The sequence below is a fragment of the Pseudomonas bubulae genome, from assembly GCF_900618535.1.
In the GTDB taxonomy this organism is placed as follows: domain Bacteria; phylum Pseudomonadota; class Gammaproteobacteria; order Pseudomonadales; family Pseudomonadaceae; genus Aquipseudomonas; species Aquipseudomonas bubulae.
In genome coordinates, this window is the sequence record NZ_UYJA01000002.1 from 636439 (window position 1) to 658920 (window position 22482).

The 22482-nt window shown below is 58.4% G+C and carries 19 protein-coding genes; 11 read left to right on the forward strand and 8 right to left on the reverse strand.

The features are described from left to right. Position 1: 1 nt before the first annotated feature. From livG to PPTH39_RS09650, 4 genes are all read right to left on the reverse strand, one after another. Complete coding sequence (gene livG / locus PPTH39_RS09635; protein ID WP_095002993.1) at positions 2–769, reverse strand: high-affinity branched-chain amino acid ABC transporter ATP-binding protein LivG; 768 nt, start codon at positions 767–769, stop codon at positions 2–4. Then, positions 766–2022, reverse strand: coding sequence for a high-affinity branched-chain amino acid ABC transporter permease LivM (locus PPTH39_RS09640; RefSeq protein WP_095002994.1), 1257 nt, complete (start codon positions 2020–2022; stop codon positions 766–768). The genes livG and PPTH39_RS09640 overlap by 4 nt, the downstream gene beginning before the upstream one ends. Next, positions 2019–2942 (reverse strand): high-affinity branched-chain amino acid ABC transporter permease LivH, encoded by a 924-nt coding sequence (gene livH, locus PPTH39_RS09645; protein ID WP_016779736.1) that lies wholly within the window; start codon positions 2940–2942, stop codon positions 2019–2021. Before livH ends, PPTH39_RS09640 begins: the two co-directional genes overlap by 4 nt. Before the next feature lie 249 nt (positions 2943–3191). Then, complete coding sequence (locus PPTH39_RS09650; RefSeq protein ID WP_095002995.1) at positions 3192–4319, reverse strand: branched-chain amino acid ABC transporter substrate-binding protein; 1128 nt, start codon at positions 4317–4319, stop codon at positions 3192–3194. Positions 4320–4679: 360 nt separating this feature from the next. Between PPTH39_RS09650 and PPTH39_RS09655 the strand changes: the two genes are divergently transcribed. Then, positions 4680–4985 (forward strand): DUF2288 domain-containing protein, encoded by a 306-nt coding sequence (locus tag PPTH39_RS09655; protein ID WP_095002996.1) that lies wholly within the window; start codon positions 4680–4682, stop codon positions 4983–4985. 155 nt (positions 4986–5140) lie between these two features. Here PPTH39_RS09655 and PPTH39_RS09660 read toward each other — a convergent pair whose 3' ends face one another. Together PPTH39_RS09660 and rapA are read right to left on the reverse strand one after the other, a co-directional pair. After that, positions 5141–7129, reverse strand: coding sequence for a putative bifunctional diguanylate cyclase/phosphodiesterase (locus PPTH39_RS09660; RefSeq protein WP_095039332.1), 1989 nt, complete (start codon positions 7127–7129; stop codon positions 5141–5143). 262 nt (positions 7130–7391) lie between these two features. Next, entirely contained in the window at positions 7392–10238 is a 2847-nt protein-coding gene (rapA, locus tag PPTH39_RS09665) for an RNA polymerase-associated protein RapA (protein ID WP_095002998.1), read from the reverse strand. A 172-nt stretch (positions 10239–10410) separates the two neighbouring features. Here rapA and PPTH39_RS09670 point away from each other — a divergent pair, with 172 nt between their 5' ends. From PPTH39_RS09670 to ccoM, 3 genes are all read left to right on the forward strand, one after another. Further along, complete coding sequence (locus tag PPTH39_RS09670) at positions 10411–10725, forward strand: aspartate-semialdehyde dehydrogenase (RefSeq protein WP_095002999.1); 315 nt, start codon at positions 10411–10413, stop codon at positions 10723–10725. 79 nt (positions 10726–10804) lie between these two features. Next, entirely contained in the window at positions 10805–10966 is a 162-nt protein-coding gene (locus PPTH39_RS23520; protein ID WP_095003000.1) for a hypothetical protein, read from the forward strand. Between the two features lie 147 nt (positions 10967–11113). Further along, complete coding sequence (gene ccoM, locus PPTH39_RS23810) at positions 11114–11224, forward strand: cytochrome c oxidase subunit CcoM (protein ID WP_016779744.1); 111 nt, start codon at positions 11114–11116, stop codon at positions 11222–11224. A 255-nt stretch (positions 11225–11479) separates the two neighbouring features. On the opposite strand, the gene PPTH39_RS09675 is transcribed toward ccoM, so the two are convergent. Together PPTH39_RS09675 and PPTH39_RS09680 are read right to left on the reverse strand one after the other, a co-directional pair. Continuing rightward, positions 11480–12952: an inorganic phosphate transporter gene (locus PPTH39_RS09675; RefSeq protein WP_095003001.1), complete on the reverse strand. Its 1473-nt coding sequence runs from the start codon at positions 12950–12952 to the stop codon at positions 11480–11482. Positions 12953–13304: 352 nt separating this feature from the next. Next, positions 13305–13505, reverse strand: coding sequence for a hypothetical protein (locus PPTH39_RS09680; RefSeq protein WP_095003002.1), 201 nt, complete (start codon positions 13503–13505; stop codon positions 13305–13307). 701 nt (positions 13506–14206) lie between these two features. On the opposite strand from PPTH39_RS09680, the gene pcaR reads away from it, so the two are divergent. The 7 genes from pcaR to PPTH39_RS09715 all read left to right on the forward strand — a co-directional run bounded on the left by pcaR (position 14207) and on the right by PPTH39_RS09715 (position 22482). Continuing rightward, positions 14207–15049, forward strand: coding sequence for a pca regulon transcriptional regulator PcaR (pcaR, locus tag PPTH39_RS09685; protein WP_095003003.1), 843 nt, complete (start codon positions 14207–14209; stop codon positions 15047–15049). A 265-nt stretch (positions 15050–15314) separates the two neighbouring features. Further along, positions 15315–16661: a 4-hydroxybenzoate transporter PcaK gene (gene pcaK / locus PPTH39_RS09690; RefSeq protein WP_095019443.1), complete on the forward strand. Its 1347-nt coding sequence runs from the start codon at positions 15315–15317 to the stop codon at positions 16659–16661. Positions 16662–16817: 156 nt separating this feature from the next. Further along, positions 16818–17675 (forward strand): CoA transferase subunit A, encoded by an 858-nt coding sequence (locus tag PPTH39_RS09695; RefSeq protein WP_088379144.1) that lies wholly within the window; start codon positions 16818–16820, stop codon positions 17673–17675. Beyond that, entirely contained in the window at positions 17672–18454 is a 783-nt protein-coding gene (locus tag PPTH39_RS09700; protein ID WP_169916892.1) for a CoA-transferase subunit beta, read from the forward strand. The genes PPTH39_RS09695 and PPTH39_RS09700 overlap by 4 nt, the downstream gene beginning before the upstream one ends. Beyond that, entirely contained in the window at positions 18451–19656 is a 1206-nt protein-coding gene (pcaF, locus tag PPTH39_RS09705) for a 3-oxoadipyl-CoA thiolase (protein ID WP_170943755.1), read from the forward strand. Before PPTH39_RS09700 ends, pcaF begins: the two co-directional genes overlap by 4 nt. 134 nt (positions 19657–19790) lie before the next feature. Continuing rightward, positions 19791–21083: an MFS family transporter gene (locus PPTH39_RS09710; RefSeq protein ID WP_016779752.1), complete on the forward strand. Its 1293-nt coding sequence runs from the start codon at positions 19791–19793 to the stop codon at positions 21081–21083. 46 nt (positions 21084–21129) lie between these two features. After that, positions 21130–22482, forward strand: a complete 1353-nt coding sequence (locus tag PPTH39_RS09715; protein ID WP_095003007.1) for a 3-carboxy-cis,cis-muconate cycloisomerase — start codon at positions 21130–21132, stop codon at positions 22480–22482.

Here is a 22482-nt window from a genome sequence, read left to right on the forward strand (position 1 = left end):
TTTACGCTTCCCCCAAATAGGCTTTGATCACTTCAGGGTTGTCACGGATCTGTTCCGGCGTCCCGTCAGCCAAAGGCGTGCCCTGGTTGATCACCACGATATGGTCGGAAATGCTCATGACCAGTTTCATGTCGTGCTCGATCAACAGCACGGTGGCGTTGTGCTCATTGCGCAATACGCTGATCAGCGCCTTGAGGTCTTCGGTTTCCTTGGGGTTCAGACCTGCAGCCGGTTCGTCGAGCATCAGGATGCGCGGGCGCGTCATCATGCAACGGGCGATTTCCAGGCGTCGCTGCTGCCCGTAGGCCAGGGTGCCCGCCGGGCGGTTGGCGAACTCGGTCAGGTTGACCTTGTCGAGCCAGTACGCGGCGTAGTCCATGGCATCACGTTCGCTTTTGCGAAATGACGGGGTCTTGAACAGGCCCGACAGGAAGTTGGTGTTGAGGTGGCGATGCTGGGCAATCAGCAGGTTCTCAACCGCGGTCATGTCCTTGAACAGGCGCACGTTCTGGAAAGTGCGGACCACGCCTTTGCGCGCGATCTCATGACCCGGCAGGCCTTCGATCGACTCGCCATCGAGGACGATGCTGCCCGCAGACGGTTTGTAAAAACCGGTCAGGCAGTTGAATACGGTGGTCTTGCCGGCACCGTTAGGGCCGATCATCGACACCACCTGTTTTTCCTTGACGGTCAAGGCTACGCCGTTTACCGCCAACAGGCCGCCAAAGCGCATGCTCAGGCCGCTGACTTTCAGTAACTCGCGGCTCATTTTCGCAGCTCCAGGTGAGGACGTTGCATAGGCAGCAGACCTTGTGGACGCCAGATCATCATCAGCACCATCAGGGCTCCGAACAGCAACATGCGGTATTCGCTGAACTCACGCATCATTTCGGGCAGCAGGATCATGACCACGGCGGCCAGGATGACACCCAGTTGCGAGCCCATGCCGCCCAGTACCACGATGGCCAGGATGATCGCCGACTCAAGGAAGGTGAACGACTCAGGCGTTACCAGGCCCTGACGTGCGGCAAAGAAACTGCCAGCAAAACCCGCAAACGTAGCGCCCAGGGTGAAGGCCGACAGCTTGATCACGGTCGGATTCAGGCCCAGTGCACGGCAGGCGATTTCGTCTTCACGCAGTGCTTCCCAAGCGCGGCCGATCGGCATGCGCAGCAGGCGGTTAATGACGAACAACACCAGCAGTACCAGCACCAGCGCGATCAGGTAGAGGAAAATCACCTTGTTGATCGAGTTGTAGGCGATGCCGAAGTACTCGTGAAAGGTTTGCATGCCCTCGGCGGCGGTTCTGTCGAAGCTCAGGCCGAACAACGTTGGTTTCGGGATGTTGCTGATACCGTTCGGCCCGCCGGTGATGTCCGTCAGGTTACGCAGGAACAGGCGGATGATTTCACCGAAGCCCAGCGTCACGATGGCCAGATAGTCTCCGCGCAAGCGCAACACTGGGAAACCCAGCAGGAAGCCAAAGGTAGCCGCCATCAATCCGGCCAAAGGCAGGCAGATCCAGAAGCTCAGCCCGAAGTAATGCGCGAGCAGGGCATAGGTATAGGCGCCTACGGCATAAAAGCCGACATAACCGAGGTCAAGCAGGCCAGCCAGGCCTACCACGATGTTCAGGCCCAGGCCGAGCATCACATAGATCAGGATCAGTGTGGCGATATCCACTGCACCACGAGAACCGTAGAACGGCCAGATCAATGCCACAACGACCAGACCGAGAATGATCCAGCGTTGAGTGCTGGGCAGGGTCAGGAAGTTGGTGGCCTTGGTGGGCACTTTCGGCAGGCTGGGGGAGTTTCTCCAGGCTGTGGTCAGTTGCTGGTTGAACAACACGCGCACAAACATCAGCAAGGAGCAGATCGCGATCACGCTCAGGGTAAAGGTGCTGGTGTTGTGAACTTCGATGTTGATCCCGACGATAGTCAGTTTCAGGCCGAGTACCGGGTAGGCGACGGCCCAGACCAACAGGGCGCTGAAGAGCGCCGACTTAAGATTCCTAGTCATACTTTTTCAATCTCCGGACGCCCCAGAATGCCGGTCGGACGGAACAGCAGCACCAGTACCAGCAAGCCAAAAGCCACAACGTCTTTGTACTGGTCGCCGAAAATATCGGCACCGAAGGCTTCAGCCACACCCAGCACCAGGCCACCGAGCATCGCGCCAGGAATGCTGCCAATGCCACCCAGTACCGCTGCGGTAAAGGCTTTGAGACCTACCAGGAAACCCGCGTTGGGGTTGATCACGCCGTATTGCACGCTGATCAGCACCGCAGCAACAGCGGCCAGGGCAGCACCGATCACGAAGGTCAGCGCAATAACGTTGTTGGTGTTGATACCCAACAGGTTGGCCATCTTCATGTCTTCAGCGCAGGCGCGGCAGGCACGACCCATGCGGGAGCGTGAGATAAACAGGGTCAGGCCGAGCATGGCGAGGAAAGTGACAACGAAAACCACGATCTGCATGTAGGAGACGATAACTTCGCTGGCACCTCCAGGGCCAAAGGTGAAGCCGCCGGGGATCAGGTTGGGGATCGATTTGTCTTTGGAGTCTTGTGCCAGTAGCACGGTGTTTTGCAGGAAGATCGACATGCCGATGGCCGAAATCAGCGGGATCAGGCGGTTACTGCCACGCAATGGACGGTAAGCAACCCGTTCAATGCTGTAGCCGTAGGCGCTGGTGACCACGATGCTGGCGATAAACGCGGCAGTCAGCAGTAGCGGTACGCTGTCCAGACCCATCATGGTCAGGCCGGCGATGGCGATAAACGCAATATAGGAACCAATCATGTACACCTCGCCATGGGCGAAGTTGATCATTCCAATAATGCCGTAAACCATCGTATAGCCGATGGCGATCAGGGCATAGGTGCTGCCAACGTTGAGGCCGTTAACCAGCATTTGGAAGAAGTGATAGATGTCAGGCATTACAAAGCTCCTAAAAACCTGAGACGCATTTCACTGGTGGAGTCATTTTCCGGCCCGGGCCGTATGGGTTTTCACCCACTTGGAGCACAGGTCTTCTGCCAGCGAACCGCTGGTGACGGTTTTAAAGATTTTCAGGTGGGCAGGCTTTCGGATCACGAAAGCGCGGCCCCATTTCCATGAACCGCGGGCCTGTAAAACAAAACCCACCGCTTGAGCAGTGGGCTTGGTTTTCAGGTCAGGAACCGACCCTTACTGAGGGCTTACTTCAGTTTTTGGCTTGCCGAAGTGCCATTCGTAGACCACGAACTTGAAGTCTTCCACGTCACCCTTGGCGTCAAACTTCAGGTTACCGGTAGGCGTTTTGAACGTACCTTTGTGGATGGCTTCAGCGACTTTGGCCGGGTCTTCGCTTTTCGCCTGCTCGATACCGCCGGCAATCACTTCAACTGCGGCGTAGGCCGGGAACACGAATGGGCCGGTTGGGTCCTGCTTCTTGGCAGCGAAAGCATCAACCAGTGCCTTGTTTTCCGGATCGGCGTCAAACGCTTTTGGCAGGGTGACCAGCAGGCCTTCGGAAGCGCCCTGGGCGATTTGCGAGATGGACTCGTTGCCCACACCTTCAGGGCCCATGAACTTGGCGTTCAGGCCTTTTTCTTTGGCCTGGCGCAGGATCAGACCCAACTCAGGGTGGTAGCCGCCGTAGTAGACGAAGTCGACGTTGGCTTGCTTGAGCTTGGCGATGACCGAGGAATAGTCTTTTTCACCGGCGTTGACGCCTTCAAAGACAGCAACCTTGATGCCTTTGTCTTCGAGGGTCTTTTTAACGGCGCTGGCGATGCCTTCACCGTATTGTTGTTTGTCGTGCAATACCGCAACGACCTTGGGCTTGACGTGATCCGCGATGTAGTTACCGGCGGCAGGGCCCTGGGCGCTGTCCAGACCGATGGTGCGGAAGATCATCTTGTAGCCACGAGCGGTGATTTCCGGGCCGGTGGCGGCCGGGGTAATCATGATGATGCCTTCGTCTTCGTAAATGTCCGAAGCAGGCTGGGTGGAGCTGGAGCACAGGTGACCGACTACGTACTTGATACCGTCATTGACCACTTTGTTGGCAACGGCAACCGCTTGTTTCGGGTCGCAGGCGTCATCGTAGTCAACCGCTTCTAGTTTTTTGCCATCAACGCCGCCCTTGGCGTTGATTTGTTCGATGGCCATTTTTGCGCCAGCAAACTGCATGTCGCCGTACTGAGTCAGAGGCCCGGTTTTAGGGCCGGCAATACCGATCTTGATGGTGTCTGCGGCAAATGAATGGCTGGCGAACCCGGCCAAAACCATAGCGGCAAACAGTTTAGTAATCTGCTTCGTAGCCATCTTTATTGGTGCTCCACTCTTCTGTTGTAATTTTTATAGTCCTGGAAGCCAAGGCAGCCGGACCGGGTCTTCTTGTAGCGAAATTCCCGGTCAATTCCCCTTGCAACTGTACCGGTACAGTGTAGAGCGCCGCTTCAGCGCTTGAATAGCGTGCTGGCGAGGGAAAAAACAGAGAATGTCGCTTAAACGTAAGAAAAAGACAAAATGGCGGCGGATTCATCGGTTGATAGTTATCTGAATGTTGCCATATCAACCGGTTTGACCTTGGCCCTCAGCTCTTGCCACGTTTTATTACCTGTAAAGCCGGGTTTTTCTACCGGGTATGCGGCGTTATCATGACGCCGATTTTTTTCCCCGGTGAAACCCATGAATCAAGAACCTAGCACCCTCTATGCCAAGCTGCTTGGCGAGACCTCAACAATTGAATGGAAAGCGTTGCAACCCTTCTTCGCCAAAGGGGATTTGCTGTGGGTCGAACCCGCTCTGGACTTGATCGAGGCGGCGCAGGCCGTGACTCAGGATGATGCAGAGAAAGTCGCGGCCTGGATGGCATCCGGGCTGCTTGGCAGGATGACTGAGGCGCAGGCGCTAGACGTTCTTGAGCGCGACCCTCAGCTATGGGCAGTGGTGGTTTCACCTTGGGTGATGGTCCAGGAAAGGGCGCAAAATTAAACCTGCGCACCAAGCCGGCGCATTTATTTGCACCGCTGTGAAGAGCCCGGAGTGTGTAGCTCAGTAACCCGTCTTCACGTAGTGGCAATATGCCGTAGAGAAACGCCACAGTCGCCACTGTGGCGTTTTTTTGTGCCTGGGATCTGGCTGTACCGCTATTGGTTGGTAAGTACGAAGGTGGCGTGATCGGGAGCGGGCACAGGGCGCTTGTCGAGTTGTTGAAGAATCTCTGGCAGCGCCTCAAAGGGCACAGGCCGGCTGAGCAGATAGCCCTGGATAAAGTCGCAGCCGAACTGGTTGAGAAATTCGAACTGTTGGATGGTTTCAACCCCCTCGGTGACTACTTGCAGGTGCAGGGTATGGGCCATGAGGATAATGGCCTGAACGATCTCCATGTCCTGGCTGGAGGCCGGGATGTCTTGAATAAAAGTGCGATCAATTTTCAGGGTGTTAAGCGGCAGACGCTTTAGGTAGGCCAGGGATGAATACCCGGTACCGAAATCGTCAATGGACAGGGATACACCCAGCGCACGGATCTGTCGTAACAATTGCGAGGTGCTGCTCAGGTTGCACATCAGGGCGTTTTCTGTGACTTCCAGCTCCAGCCGGTGTGCAGCAACGCCTGATGTGCGCAGGGCGTTTTCGATTTCGTCGGCCAACTCAACCCGTACCAGATTCAGCGCCGAACAGTTAACGGCTATGCCCAGGTGCTGCCAGCCCAGGCGGGAGAGGGCGGCGAGGTCATGACAGGCTTTGCGCAACACCCAATGGTCGAGCCTGGCGATCAGCCCGTTGGCCTCGGCGATGCTGATAAAACGATCAGGGCCGAGCAGCCCGTGTTCGGGATGCTGCCAGCGTATCAGCGCCTCCAGTTTGGCGACCCGGCCACTCTTGAGGTCGAAGATGGGCTGGTAATGCAGGGACAGCCCCTTGTCCTCGTTAAGCGCGTTGCGCAGTTCCTCTTCGATTTGCAGCTCCAGCGAGGCTCGGGTTTTCAGGCTCGGGCTGAAAAAATTGAGGTTGTTACGCCCGCTGCCCTTGGACTGGTAGAGCGCCAGGTCGGCATGCTTGAGCAGTTCGGCACTGGTGGTGCCATCATCCGGGTACACACTGATGCCAATGCTGGTGGTCATGACCATTTGGCGACCTGACAGCTCAATGGGCTCTTTGAGCTTGAGCATGATGCGCTGGGCCATGCCTTGGGCTTCATCGCGCTGGCTCAGGCTGAACAGGATGCAGAACTCGTCTCCGCCAAAGCGTGCAACAACGTCATCGTGGCTGCGGGTAGCGAGCTTGATGCGGGTGGCGATTGTCTTGAGCAATTCGTCCCCGGCATCGTGACCCAGGCTGTCGTTGATGCGTTTGAAGTGGTCAATGTCGAGAAACATTACCGCAAGCCTGGTGTTCCTGGTGGCGCAGTCGATGAGTTTTTCAGCAAACAGCTGATTGAAGCCGCGACGGTTGATCAGATTGGTCAGCGGGTCGTAGTGGGCCACTTGCTGCAAGGATGCGCGCGCCTGGTCGAGCTGGCTGAGCAGGGCATTGACGCGGCGCAGGTCGTGCTCCTTGAGTTGCAGTTTCTTGTCGACAATCGTGGCGCTGATGCAACTGCCAATCAGCAACAGGGTGATCACGGCCAGCACAAGGGCCGGCTGCCAGTTATTGCTGCCTGCATCCGAATTGCCAGCCAGTGTATTGCCAATGAGCAAGTGAGTGCTGAGCAGGCCGCCAGCAGCAAGCATGCACAGGGCATATTTGAATAACTGATGGAGCAGGCGGCTGTTTGGGCGCCAGGCTGTAGTGTTGTCGAGGGTTTGCACAATAATCAGGGCAATCAGCAATGAGCCAAGCGCGATAACAACGCCGTAGCGAGCTTCGAGCGGGGAGTCAAAGGCCAGGATGCAGATGCTGTGCATCGCCCAGATGCCGATGGTCAGGCAAGCGACAGCTATCCATCGCCAAATGGTTCTTGCCGCAGTTTTTTCGGCATTGGCTGCGCGGTCGAGCAGATTCAGCGTGGCCACGCAGGCAGTACAGGCAACGAGCCAGGCGAGAAACAGCAGATAGGGGTTATAGCCGCCGATCAACAGCAGTTGCCCGTTTTCTGCGGATTCGGCCAAAAGTTGCAACCCCGGACTTTCCATTGCACGCCTCGGCGATCCAGATGCGCTAGTCGTTGGGTGCTAGCTTGAGATCGAGTATAGAAGCTGGATTGGCAGTGACAGGGGTGATGGCAAAATGATGGTTATCATTTTGTTATTAGGGCGGGGGTTTATAGTTAGTTACGTTAGATCGGGACTGTCAGAAATGTGGGAGCGGGCTTGCTCGCGATAGGATTAACGCGGTGATTCAGTTTCACCTCATTGATCCTATCGCGAGCAAGCCCGCTCCCACAGCTCATGGGTTTTAACCCGCTACCAGAACCCGAATGGCTTCAAGGCGCAGGGCGGCTTTCTCAAGCATGGCCAGGCTTTGTTCGCGCTGCTTGCGCAGGGCAATCAGTTCGCTCTCGCGCACGCTCGGGTTGACAGCCTGCAGGGCAGTCAGGCGGGCCAGTTCTTCTTCCGTGTCGGCTGCCAGACGGCGCTGGGCTTCGGCCACGCGTTCCGCATGACGTGGCGCGATTTTGGCTTCGCCTGCGTTGATTTTAGGCGTCAGTTGGTCGCGCTGGGCCTGGACGAACTTGTTGGCGCTGGCGCGGGGAACGCTTTCCAGCTGTTCGTTCAAGGTGTCGAAGGCCACGCGCGACGACAGGTCGTTGCCATTGGCATCGAGCAGGCAGCGCAGGGCGGCAGGCGGCAGGTAGCGGCCCAGTTGCAGGGAGCGCGGAGCAACCACTTCACTGACGTAAATCAGCTCGAGCAGGACGGTACCCGGCTTGAGGGCCTTGTTCTTGATCAGGGCGACGGCGGTGTTGCCCATCGAACCCGACAGCACCAGGTCCATACCGCCTTGCACCATCGGGTGCTCCCAGGTGATGAACTGCATGTCTTCGCGCGACAGGGCCTGCTCGCGATCGTAGGTGATGGTCACGCCTTCGTCGTCACCCAGGGGGAAGCTGGCGTCGAGCATTTTTTCGCTGGGCTTGAGGATCAGCGCGTTTTCCGAGTGGTCTTCGCTGTCGATGCCAAAGGCGTTGAACAGGGTTTCCATGTAGATCGGCAGGGTGAACTGATCGTCTTGCTCAAGGATCGCCTCAACCAGTGCTTCACCTTCACCCGAACCACCGGAGTTAAGCTCCAGCAAACGGTCGCGGCCGGTGTGCAGCTCTTGCTCCAGACGCTCACGTTCAACCCGGGCTTCGTCGATCAGTGCTTGCCACTCTTGGTCGTCCGCAGCTTCCAGCAATGGCAGCAAACGAGGACCGAACTGGTGTTGCAGGGCGTTACCGGTCGGGCAGGTGTTGAGGAACGCGTTCAGCGCTTCGTGGTACCACTGGAACAGGCGCTGTTGCGGGCTGGTCTCAAGGTACGGTACGTGCAGCTCGATCACGTGCTTCTGGCCGATCCGGTCCAGACGGCCAATCCGCTGCTCCAGCAAATCCGGGTGGGCCGGCAGGTCGAACAGCACCAGGTGGTGGGCAAACTGGAAGTTACGGCCTTCACTGCCGATTTCGGAACAGATCAACACCTGAGCGCCGAACTCTTCGTCAGCGAAGTAGGCCGCAGCGCGGTCACGCTCAAGAATGTTCATGCCTTCGTGGAAGACCGTTGCAGGAATACCGGAACGCACGCGCAGGGCGTCTTCCAGATCCATCGCGGTTTCGGCGTGGGCGCAGATCACCAGCACCTTGGTGCGCTTGAGCATTTTCAGGGTGTCGATCAGCCATTCGACCCGCGGGTCGAAGTTCCACCAACGCTCTTCATCGCTGGCGTCCGGCTGGGCCTGGAAGCTGACTTCAGGGTACAGCTCGGCGTGTTCGCCCAACGGCAGCTCAAGGTATTCGGCCGGGCACGGCAGCGGGTAGGCATGCAGTTTGCGCTCCGGGAAGCCCTGGATCGCGGCGCGGGTATTACGGAACAGCACGCGGCCGGTGCCGTGGCGGTCAAGCAGTTCGCGCACCAGGCGGGCGCTGGCCTCGGCATCGCCAGCATTGACGGCGGCCAGCAGGGTATCGCCTTCGGCGCCGAGGAAACCGTGGATGGTTTTATGGGCTTCAGGGGACAGGCTGCCTTTATCCAGCAGTTCCTGTACGGCCTGAGCCACCGGGCGGTAGTTTTCGCTTTCGGCGCGGAAGGCGGCCAGGTCGTGGAAGCGGTTCGGGTCCAGCAGGCGCAAGCGCGCAAAGTGGCTGTCCTGGCCCAGTTGTTCCGGGGTTGCAGTGAGCAGCAGCACGCCCGGGATCACGCCGGCGAGTTGTTCAACCAGGCCGTACTCGGGGCTGACGTTGTCTTCGTGCCACACCAGGTGGTGAGCTTCGTCGACTACCAGCAGGTCCCAGTCGGCATCAAACAGCGCTGCCTGGGCCTTGGGATCGTCCACCAGCCATTCCAGGGCAACCAGGGCCAGCTGGCAGTCTTCGAACGGGTTGCTGGCGTCGCTTTCGATAAAGCGCTCTTCGTCGAACAACGCCACTTCAAGATTGAAGCGTCGACGCATCTCGACCAGCCATTGGTGCTGCAGGTTTTCCGGGACTACGATCAATACACGGTTGGCGCGGCCACTGAGCAGCTGGCGGTGGATCACCAGACCGGCTTCGATGGTTTTGCCCAGGCCCACTTCGTCGGCCAGCAAAACCCGAGGGGCGATGCGGTCAGCGACTTCGCGGGCGATATGCAGTTGGTGCGCAATAGGTTGCGCACGTACGCCACCCAGGCCCCACAGCGGCGATTGCAGCTGGCGGCTGGTGTGTTCGAGGGTGTGGTAGCGCAGGGAGAACCAGGACAGCGGGTCGATTTGCCCGGCAAACAGACGGTCACTGGCCAGACGGAACTGGATAAAGTTCGACAGTTGGGTCTCTGGCAGGGTGACGGCTTCGTTTCGCTCGTTGAGGCCGTGGTAGACCATCAGGCCGTCAACGTCCTCAACTTCGCGCACGGTCATCTTCCAGCCTTCGAAGTGGATGATGGTGTCACCCGGCGAGAACCGTACGCGCGTGAGCGGTGCGTTGCGCAGCGAATATTGGCGGGTTTCGCCAGTGGCCGGATAGAGCACGGTCAGCAAGCGACCGTCCTGTGCCAGAACGGTGCCCAAACCTAGCTCTGCTTCGCTGTCACTAATCCAGCGTTGCCCCGGTTGATACTGCTGCGCCATGCTGCCTGACTCCCGCTTTGAAAAAGCCGAGTATATTAACGGATCAAGGGCCTCAGTCCAAAGGACTCTCAAAAAAAGCTGTCCGGTTTGCCAGGGTGTCAGCCCGGTTATCGACCAATGGTTCACGATTGCCGGTTCGCGCAAATAGCCAGAAGACAGGAGAACAATCACCATGCTGCCGTCCATTTTGCCCCTTGGCGCAGTACCGGTTACCTCCGGGCAGGATCCGGTTCGCCCGCGCCCGGACATTCCGCCTGTGGTGCCGGCCCAGGCCAGCTCCAGCGAAAGTGCCATTGACCTCAAGCACAGCGATGCCGACCAGGCCACTTTATTGTTGCGTGAGGAGCAACGGCGTCAGCAGGAACAGCGCCGCCGCGAATCCCGGGAGCAGGGGAGTACGCTCCCGCAGGTGGTTGACGAGGTGCCGGTTGAACCCTTGGCCGATGGCATGCAGCGTCAGGGTGTGTGGGTTGATATCAAGGTCTAGGTGGTTTTTTCTGGTCAGGGCCGAATGTGCATCGCATTATTGGCGTACTGAAACATACTGACAGTGGTCTGATTTGCTTATGAGCCAAGACACCAAGCTGGTTGACCTGGGCGCCGAGCGCGCCAAACGGGTACATGACCTCAATGAAAAGCGCCTGAACGAGGTGCGCAAGGCGTTCGAACAGGCAATGCCGTTGGCAAAAACGGCGAAAAAGCCGAAGAAAAAACCGAAAAAGCGCTGAACTGCCGCGTTTTCGATGATCTGCGTCAACTAACCCCCTCAACTGCCGGCTGGCCGTGGGTCACTATTGATCCCGGTCAAGTTGTGCGCCTGCGTGTCTGGTTAATCTAGCTTCAACAGACACACAAACAGAGCGCAGGAGGCCGTCATGTTTCTCGATAATGTGGTTATCGCCGGAGTACTTACTGTCGGCCTCATGGTTTTGTTTTTCGCCGGTCTGGGCATTTTTATCTGGAAAGACTCGCAGAAGCGCAAATAGCGCCGGGTCTTTCCATGGCATGAGCACGCAAGGCATTTTGGGCGACTTCGGTCGCCTATTTTTTTGCCTGTAATAAATGGGACTTGCCCGAATGCGGTGGGAGCGGACTTGCTCGCGATGCAGGCAACGCGGTCTGTCAGGCAAACTGAGTCGATGCCATCGCGGGCAAGCCCGCTCCCACAGGGTCTGCATAATGACCGGGCATAAAAAAAGGTACGACCCGTGCGGGTCGTACCTTTTTTGTGCGGCGCGCTATCAGGCGAGGACTTTGGAAGCCAGCCAGAACAGCGTTGCAGACAGTGCAATGGTAGCCGGCAAGGTCAGCACCCACGCCATCAGGATGGTTTTGATCGTACCGCCCTGCAGGCCGCTTTTGTTGGCGACCATGGTACCTGCCACGCCCGACGACAGAATGTGCGTCGTCGATACCGGCAGGGAGAAGATATTGGCCATGCCGATGGCGAAAGCCGTGGTGATTTGAGCGGCCATGCCCTGAGCATAGGTCATGCCCTGCTTGCCGATCTTCTCGCCGATGGTTTTAACCACACGCTTCCAGCCCACCATGGTGCCCAGGCCCAGGGCCAGGGCTACAGCCAGGATCACCCAGAACGGTGCGTATTCGGTGGTGGCGGTCAGGTCTTTGCGCAGTTTCTCGAGGTCCGCTTTTTCGCGGGAATCAAGCACTGGCAATTTGCTGACTTTCTTCGCGGTGTCATCCAGGCAAAGCAGGTAGCGGCGGATCTCGATACGCTTTTCAGCCGGGATCGAGTGGTAGTCCGCTACACCTTTGAGCGAGCTCAACAGGGCTGCGATGGTCGGTTCGGTCTGCTGCGGATTGCAGCTGAACTGATCCGGCAGGTCGCCCTTGACGCTTTTGCCCAGGGCCAGGAACTCGGTCAGCGAAGCGTTGTTGCGCTCGTAGAACTGGCTCAGGTGCAAGGTGGCGTCGCGGGTGCGTTCGATCTGATAGGTAGTGCTGTTCAGATCCAGAACGAAAGCGCTTGGCACGATGCCGATCAATACCAGCATGATCAGGCCGATGCCTTTCTGGCCATCGTTGGAGCCGTGCACGAAACTGACTGCCATGGCCGAAATCACCAGCACCAGTCGGTTCCAGAACGGCGGGTGCTTCTTGTCATCCAGCTTGCGGCGCTGCTCAGGGGTCTTGTGCATCTTGGACCCCGGACGCCACCACTTCAGGCCGACCAGTACCAGGCCCGCTACCACGAAACCGGCGATTGGCGAGAACACCAGCGAGGCACCAATATCGATAGCCTTCTGCCAGTTAACCCCGTCACTCACCGGGATGCCGCTGATCAGGGCGTTGGCCAGGCCGACACCGAGGATCGAACCGATCAGGGTGTGTGAGCTTGAGGCAGGAATGCCGAAATACCAGGTGCCAAGGTTCCAGGTGATGGCCGCAGCGAGCAACGAGAACACCATGGCCAGGCCATGTCCGGTGTTTACGTTGACCAGCAGCTCAACCGGCAGCAGGTGGACGATGGCATAGGCCACGCCAACCCCGCCCAGCAACACGCCGAGGAAATTGAACACACCGGAAAAGAACACCGCCAGGTGAGGCGGCATGGCTTTGGTGTAGATGACAGTCGCTACCGCGTTTGCGGTGTCATGAAAGCCGTTGATGAACTCAAACGCGAGAACAAAGGCTAGGGCGAAGAAGAGGCTGATAAGAACCCAGGCGTCCAATCCGCTTAATAGATCGATCATGAAGGTTTTCTGACACGGTCATAAAGGGGGGCGGATTATGCCAGAAAACCCCGCTAATCAATGCACTAGCTGCCCGTTGGTAACATCTATAAATGAAAAAACCTGTAAGAATCCATCGCGAGCTGGCGTAGGCAATTCCCTTCAAGCCACTGATACCAAAGGCTATAGGGCTTTTCCAGGGGCATACGCACGCTGTGGCGCAGGTCTGATTTGGATAGATGAAATTTCTTAAATCAGAGGGGCCGACGCTGCTGGTTCAGGTTCTGATATAGCAAACAGCCATACCCGCTCATGCAAATGGCGAGCACGCAAGAGGCAGCAGGGGCTGTTCTGGTACGTTTTCAGGTGCGGGTCAGGGCTCTTCGGCCTTGAGCTCTTTTTCGATCTTCTGGATTTCTTGAGTGAACGCCTGGTCGAGCAGGCTGGCCCGTTTGCGCCAGGGTTTGCGTCCGGGCTCGGGTTTGGCCGCGTAGGTGGTCACTTCACCACCGTAAAGATCCTTGAATCGTTGTTCCTGTCGCTCAAGTTCTGCGCGCAGTTCGTCTTTTGTCACTGTCTTACCTAATTGAGTTGAGTTTGAACCTGGTGAATCACCGTGCAGGGAGGTTGATTCATATGACGAATGACAGGCAATAAGACAAAGGCCTATAAATAACGTCATGCTTACATACACCACGCTATGCACTCGGCCACGTCATTTACAGAAACATGAGCGTCGCCGTCTCAAGTGTTCACCCCCGGGTGAAACTACACACGATGCAATTGCCGGCAAGCTGCGCGTAGCAATCGAACGCAACGCTCTGGTTGGATCCAATCGGCTGTACGGGCTTGACCTTGTACTCTCAATAACTTGCGCGTTCTCAATAGCTGAGAAGTGCCTCTACTATCGCTGAATAACTTCCTGCGCGTCAACTTCCTGTCGTGACATGTGTTATGAATATTTGTGAATTAGCCTGCGCTTTGCACGCGTGACTCTATTTGATTCGCTGCCGGGTAGTTGGCCATCAAGTTGTTTAAGGCCAGAGCTGAACTTGACCTGAATACATATTAATCAGACGTTTTCTATCATTGAGCGGACGCGCCTGATTGTAATAAAGCCCAGGTTAAAAAAATGTCATCCAACTAAAATGATTCAAGATCGTACAAAATCATGTGTACATTACCTCGCTGCAGCACTGATTGCGATTATCGACTAGCGGTTCGATAATCGCCCGGCATGTCATAACTATAAATAGCTGAAGCTGGGGGTTGGGAATGAATGATCGACTGCACAATGCCGTTGCCAGTATCGCGCCACCGATTGTGGCGTCGCCGGCCAAGCGTATTCAGGCGTTTACCGGTGATCCTGACTTCATGTCGTCGTTGGCCCGTGGCCTGGCGGTGGTGCAGGCGTTTCAGGAACGCAAGCGGCATCTGACCATCGCGCAGATCAGCCACCGCACGGAAATCCCCCGGGCGGCGGTGCGCCGTTGTTTGTACACCCTGATCAAGCTGGGCTATGCGACCACTGACGGGCGTACCTACTCCCTGTTGCCCAAAGTGTTGACGCTGGGCCATGCCTATCTGTCGTCCACGCCGCTGGCCGTGTCGGCTCAGCCTTATCTGGACCGCATGAGCGAGCAATTGCACGAGGCGTGCAACATGGCGACGCTCGAAGGCGATGACATCCTCTACATCGCCCGTTCGGCTACTACGCAGCGGCTGATTTCGGTTGATCTGTCGGTTGGCGGCCGCCTGCCCGCCTACTGCACTTCGATGGGGCGCATTCTGTTGGCGGCGCTGGACGACGTGACCCTGCACGAATACCTGGCCCACGGTGAGTTCCAGGCCAAGACCAGTCGTACCCTGCACACCCGCGAAGCACTGCTGGAGTGTTTGCAACTGGTGCGTGAGCAGGGCTGGTGTGTGGTCGACCAGGAACTGGAACAAGGCCTGCGTTCGATTGCCGTGCCGGTCTACGACGCTTCCGGGCAAGTGCTTGCCGCCCTGAATGTCAGCACCCACGCAGGAAGGGTCACACGCACGGAGCTGGAGCAGCGCTTTTTGCCGATCATGCTCAACGCCAGCCGCGAGCTGAGCACCCAGTTGTTTAGTTGATGGGTGAAAACTAAGCGTTCGATAAACGCACAGTTAAGCGTTTATCGAATTGCATGGCGGCAGTGGGCTGATTAATGTCGGCTCAGCGCTGCCTTGCCGGGCAGGCCAAATAATAATGAGAAGAGGCCAAACGCCATGACACTCCCCCTGACGCTGCCACTGCGCAGTCGCCCGCAGCCCTTCTGATCCCCCGATAACTATTAATGTGAGCCGCTGGCCCCTGGCCGGTTTTCGTTCGCCCTGGTTTTTGACCGGTATAAAAATAATGAATTCACCCCAGTCTTCTGTCGGCAACTGCCTCGATGTGCAGTCCTTTATCAACGCCCAACCCCTGTCGCGCTACCAGTGGCGCGTGGTGATCCTGTGTTTTCTGATTGTCTTCCTCGATGGCCTGGACACAGCGGCCATGGGCTTTATTGCGCCTGCCCTGTCCCAGGACTGGGGGATTGACCGCGCCAGCCTCGGTCCCGTGATGAGCGCCGCGCTGATCGGCATGGTGTTTGGTGCCCTGGGCTCTGGCCCCTTGGCGGACCGCTTTGGCCGCAAGGTGGTGCTGGTGTCGGCGGTGCTGGTGTTTGGTGGCTTCAGTCTGGCCTCGGCCTACGCCAGCAACGTTGACCAACTGCTGGTACTGCGCTTTTTAACCGGGCTTGGCCTGGGGGCCGGCATGCCTAATGCCACTACCTTGCTTTCGGAATACACCCCCGAACGCCACAAGTCTTTGCTGGTAACCAGCATGTTTTGCGGCTTTAACCTCGGCATGGCGGGCGGCGGGTTTGTCTCTGCCAAGTTGATCCCGATGTATGGCTGGCACAGCCTGTTGTTGATTGGCGGCGTGCTGCCGCTGATTCTTGCCGTGGTATTGCTGTTCTGGTTACCGGAGTCGGCGCGCTACCTGGTGGTGCGCAACCGCAGTGTTGAGCGTATTCGCAAGACCCTTGCCCCGATCGACCCTGCCCAGGTGGCCCAGGCGTCAAGCTTCAGCGTGCCGGAGCAGAATACCGTCAAGGCGCGCAACGTCTTTGCAGTGATCTTTTCCGGCACTTACAGCACCGGCACCCTGTTGCTGTGGCTCACCTACTTTATGGGCCTGGTGATCGTTTATCTGTTGACCAGCTGGCTGCCGACGCTGATGCGTGACAGCGGCGCAAGCATGGAGCAGGCGGCATTTATTGGCGCTCTGTTCCAGTTCGGCGGGGTGTTGAGTGCAGTGGGGGTGGGTTGGGCGATGGACCGGTTCAACCCGCACAAAGTGATCGGCATTTTCTACCTGCTGGCCGGGGTGTTTGCCTACGCGGTTGGTCAGAGCCTGGGCAATATCACCGTGCTGGCAACTCTGGTGCTGGTGGCCGGTATGTGCGTCAACGGTGCGCAATCGGCGATGCCGTCGCTGGCCGCACGTTTTTATCCGACCCAGGGGCGGGCCACCGGTGTGTCATGGATGCTCGGCATCGGCCGCTTCGGCGCCATTCTGGGGGCGTGGATGGGCGCGACCCTGCTGGGTCTGGGCTGGAACTTCGAGCAGGTGCTGACCGCGCTGGTGATTCCGGCTGCCCTGGCAACCACGGCAGTGCTTGTCAAAGGCATGGTCAGCCACGCTGATGCAACCTGATAGGCAGCCTGCTAACTATGTGTTCGATTAGCGAACACATAGTCGATTATCGGATTGTTTGGGCCAAAGCCGCGGCTTAATCTGCTGAGCATCCGGTGTCGCCCTGGCGCACCTTCTTCAACCGCAGTGGCCTACAAAAAACGGGAGCTACCCCAGATGGCAGACATCATTTCGTTACACGACGCGGTGAAACAATTTGTGAGCGATGGTGACACCGTTGCCCTTGAAGGTTTCACCCACCTGATCCCGACTGCAGCGGGTCATGAAATCATCCGTCAGGGCAAGAAAGACCTGACTCTGGTGCGGATGACGCCTGATCTGGTGTACGACCAGTTGATCGGTGCCGGTTGTGCACGAAAGTTGATCTTTTCCTGGGGTGGCAACCCTGGCGTTGGTTCCCTGCACCGTTTGCGCGATGCCGTCGAGAAACAGTGGCCACAGCCGCTGGAAATCGAAGAGCATAGCCACGCCGACCTGGCCAATGCCTACGTTGCGGGTGCCTCGGGCCTGCCATTTGCGGTGCTGCGTGCATACGCAGGGTCTGATTTACCCAAGGTCAACCCGCTGATCAAGACCGTCACTTGCCCGTTTACTGGCGAAGTACTGGCTGCAGTACCGGCGGTGCGCCCGGATGTCACGGTGATTCACGCGCAAAAGGCCGACCGCAAGGGCAACGTGCTGCTGTGGGGCATCCTGGGGGTGCAGAAAGAAGCAGCGCTGGCGGCCAAGCGCTGCATTGTCACCGTTGAAGAAATCGTCGACGACCTGCAAGCGCCAATGAATGCCTGCGTCCTGCCAACCTGGGCCTTGAGCGCAGTGTGTCATGTGCCGGGTGGGGCGCACCCTTCCTACGCTCATGGTTATACCGAGCGCGATAACCGTTTCTATCAGGCGTGGGACCCGATTGCTCGCGACCGTGAGACCTTTACTGCCTGGATCAATGAATACATCCACGGCACTGCGAATTTCAGTGAGTTCCAGGCCAAGCTGGCCCGCGCTTCGGAGGCTAAATAATGACCTACACCACCAATGAAATGATGACCGTTGCGGCGGCCCGCCGTTTGAAAAACGGTTCGGTGTGTTTTGTCGGCATTGGCTTGCCTTCCAAGGCGGCTAACCTGGCGCGTCTGACCTCGTCTCCGGATGTGGTGCTGATCTACGAGTCCGGCCCGATTGGGGCCAAGCCTGATGTGTTGCCGCTGTCGATTGGCGACGGTGAACTGGCCGAAACGGCTGACACCGTAGTCTCCACCAGTGAAATCTTCCGTTACTGGCTGCAGGGCGGTCGGGTCGATGTCGGCTTTTTGGGCGCAGCCCAGGTCGACCGTTTCGGCAATATCAACACCACAGTGGTCGGTGACTACCACCAGCCAAAAGTGCGCCTGCCAGGTGCCGGTGGCGCGCCGGAAATCGCCGGTTCGGCGAAAAGCGTGCTGATCATCCTCAAGCAGTCGGCCCGCTCTTTTGTCGACAAACTGGACTTCATCACCTCGGTGGGCCACGGTGAAGGCGGCGACTCGCGCAAGCGTCTGGGCCTTCCGGGTGCCGGGCCGGTGGGCATCATTACCGATCTGTGCACCATGGAACCTGAAGAACAGACCAACGAATTTGTAGTCACTGCCCTGCATCCGGGCGTGACCCGCGAGCAAGTCATTGCTGCCACCGGCTGGGCCATTCGCTTTGCCGATAATGTGGCGCAAACAGCGGCCCCGACCGACGTCGAACTCAGCGCCTTGCGTGACCTGGAAGCGCGCACCGCACTGGCCCACGGTCAGGCTCCGGGAGAAGCATGATGCGCGAAGTCTTTATCTGCGACGCGATTCGTACCCCTATCGGCCGTTTTGGCGGTGGCCTGGCAGGCATGCGCGCCGATGATCTGGCGGCAGCGCCGATCAAGGCGCTGATCGAACGCAATCCGAATGTGAACTGGAACGAAGTCGACGAAGTATTTTTCGGCTGCGCCAACCAGGCCGGTGAAGACAACCGCAACGTGGCGCGCATGGCCGCGTTGCTGGCCGGGCTGTCGGACACCATTCCCGGCGTGACCCTCAACCGCCTGTGTGCCTCGGGTATGGATGCCATCGGCACGGCGTTCCGCGCCATTGCCAGCGGCGAGATGGAGCTGGCGATTGCCGGTGGCGTCGAGTCCATGTCGCGGGCGCCGTTTGTGATGGGCAAGGCCGATGCCGCGTTCTCGCGCAACATGAAACTGGAGGACACCACCATTGGCTGGCGCTTTATCAACCCGCTGATGAAAGCCCAATACGGTGTCGACCCGATGCCACAGACGGCGGACAACGTGGCCGACGAGTACAAGATTTCCCGTGCCGATCAGGACGCTTTCGCCCTGCGCAGCCAGCAACGGACTGCTGCTGCCCAGGCCGCAGGCTACTTTGCCGAAGAAATCGTGCCGGTGCGTATTGCCCATAAAAAAGGTGAGACGGTGGTTGAGCACGACGAGCATCCGCGTGCCGATACCAGCCTGGAAACCCTGGGCAAACTCAAGCCGGTCAACGGCCCGGACAAGACCGTCACTGCGGGCAATGCCTCGGGGGTCAACGATGGCGCCGCGGCGATGATCCTGGCATCGGCCGAGGCGGTCAAACGCCATGGCCTGACCGCTCGCGGTCGGGTTCTGGGCATGGCCAGCGCCGGTGTTGCGCCCCGTGTAATGGGCATTGGCCCGGTACCGGCGGTGCGTAAGCTGGTGGAGCGCCTGGGGTTGGCGGTGAGTGATTTTGACGTGATCGAACTCAACGAAGCCTTCGCCAGCCAGGGCCTGGCCGTTTTACGCGAGCTGGGCCTGGCTGACGATGCGCCGCAGGTAAACCCCAATGGCGGGGCAATTGCCCTGGGTCACCCCCTGGGCATGAGCGGTGCTCGCATCGTCATGACCGCCTTGCACCAGCTGGAAAAAACCGGTGGCAAGAAAGGCCTGGCGACCATGTGCGTGGGCGTTGGGCAGGGTCTGGCATTGGCTATTGAAAGGGTCTGATAGCGCTCAATACTGCCTCTGTGGGAGCGAGCCCGCTCGCTCCCACGGCCTCAGTCGTTCGGCTTATTGCGGTGATGGCGCGAGATGTTGCAATGTGTGTCTGATTGCAACTAAAACCTGATGAGTAAATAAAGATGACAACAGCAACTCACTACACAGGAGAGGAGCGCAAAAAAAGGATTTTTGCGATTGTCGGTGCATCCTCCGGCAACCTGGTCGAATGGTTCGACTTTTACGTTTACGCCTTCTGTGCGATCTACTTCGCTCCCGCTTTCTTCCCCTCCGATGACCCTACGGTGCAGTTGCTGAACACGGCCGGTGTGTTTGCGGCGGGTTTTTTGATGCGCCCCATAGGTGGCTGGCTGTTTGGCCGGGTGGCTGACAAGCACGGGCGAAAGAATTCCATGATGATCTCGGTGCTGATGATGTGCGCCGGCTCACTGGTTATTGCCTTCTTGCCGACCTATGCCTCGATCGGCGCCTGGGCCCCGGCCTTGTTGCTGATGGCACGGCTGTTCCAGGGCCTGTCGGTAGGGGGTGAATACGGCACCACTGCGACCTATATGAGTGAAGTGGCACTCAAGGGCCAGCGCGGCTTCTTTGCTTCCTTCCAGTATGTAACGCTGATCGGCGGGCAACTGCTGGCGGTGCTGGTGGTGGTGATTCTTCAGCAGTTTCTGTCAGAAGACGAACTGCGGGCCTGGGGCTGGCGCATCCCCTTTGTGATCGGTGCCATTGCGGCGCTGATTTCGTTGTTGCTGCGTCGCACCCTGAAAGAAACCACCAGCGCCGAAACCCGCCAGGACAAGGATGCAGGTAGCGTGAGAGCGTTGTTCCGCGACCACAAAGCGGCATTTATTACCGTGCTGGGCTACACCGCAGGCGGCTCGCTGATTTTCTACACCTTTACCACCTACATGCAGAAATACCTGGTCAACACCGCCGGTATGCACGCCAAGACCGCCAGTTACATCATGACCGGGGCGCTGTTCCTTTATATGTGCATGCAGCCGCTGTTCGGCATGCTGGCGGACAAGATCGGCCGGCGTAACAACATGCTCTGGTTTGGCGCGCTGGGTACGCTGTGTACGGTGCCGATCCTGTTGACCCTGAAAACCATCAGCAGTCCCTTCCTGGCCTTTGTCCTGATTACCCTGGCGCTGGCGATTGTCAGCTTCTACACCTCGATCAGCGGCCTGGTCAAAGCCGAGATGTTCCCGCCGCAGGTACGGGCGCTGGGTGTTGGCCTGGCCTATGCCGTGGCTAACGCCATCTTTGGTGGTTCTGCGGAATACGTGGCACTGGGCCTCAAGTCCATGGGCATGGAAAACAGCTTCTACTGGTATGTGACGGTGATGATGGCCATCGCGTTCCTGTTCAGCTTCCGTTTGCCCAAGCAGCCCAAGTACCTGCACCACGATTTGTGATGTGCCCGCGCGCCCGGCTGTGGCGCGCGCTTTCTAAGGAAGGTTTATGAGTGATCAGCTGTTCGATGCGTACTTTACCGCCGAGGCCATGAAGCAAGTGTTTTGCGATCATGGCCGGGTACAGGCCATGCTCGACGTCGAAGCGGCGCTGGCCCGGGCACAAGCCCGGGTCGGGGTGATTCCTCACTCTGCGCTTGCACCGATTACCGCGGCCTGTCGCGCACAACTCTACGATTTTGAAGCGCTGGGCCTGGCGATCGCCAGTGCCGGCAATTCGGCGATCCCGCTGGTCAAGGCCCTGGGCAAACAGATTGCCAGCAGCGCGCCCGAAGCGGAACGTTATGTGCATTTGGGTGCCACCAGCCAGGACGTGATGGACAGCGGTCTGGTCCTGCAATTGCGCGCCGCTCTGGATTTGATCGAGCGTGACATGACGCAGCTGGCGGATGTGCTCGCCGCGCAGGCTCAGCGCTATGCCACAACGCCTTTGGCCGGACGCACCTGGCTGCAGCAGGCTACTCCGGTGACCTTGGGCATGAAAATCGCCAGCTGGCTGGGGGCCGTGACCCGTAGCCGCCAGCGTCTGCACGAGCTCAAACCGCGTTTACTGTGCCTGCAGTTTGGCGGTGCTTCCGGCACCCTGGCAGCCCTTGGCGATCAGGCCATGCCGGTGGCACAGGCGTTGGCTGATGAACTGGGCCTGAGTCTGCCTGAGCAACCCTGGCATACCCAGCGTGATCGTCTGGTGGAATTTGCCGCAGTTCTGGGCCTGATCGCCGGTGGCCTGGGCAAAATCGGTCGGGATATCAGCCTGCTGATGCAGACCGAGGCGGCGGAAGTGTTCGAGCCGTCGGCGCCGGGCAAGGGCGGCTCGTCGACCATGCCGCACAAGCGCAACCCGGTTGGGTCTGCGGTATTGATCGGTGCCGCAACGAGGGTGCCGGGCCTGCTGAGCATTTTGTTCAGCGCCATGCCTCAGGAGCACGAGCGCAGCCTGGGCTTATGGCATGCCGAATGGGAAACCCTCCCCGAGATTTGTTGCGTGGTGTCCGGCGCGCTGGTACAGGCGTTGAATATTGCCCGTGGGCTGGAAGTGGACAGTGAGCGCATGGCGCGCAACCTCGATCTGACCCACGGGCTGGTGCTGGCTGAAGCGGTAAGCATTGTGCTGGCGCAGCGGGTAGGGCGCGAAACCGCGCATCATCTGCTGGAGCAGTGTTGCAAGCGGGCGGTGGCCGAAAAGCGCCATTTACGTGGGGTGCTGGGCGAAGAGCCGCAAATCACCGCGCACCTCAGCGCGCAGGAACTGGATCGCCTGCTCGATCCGGCCCATTACCTTGGTCAGGCGACGACGTGGGTCGAACGTGCGCGGGCTGAACATTTTGCGTTGGTCCTCTAA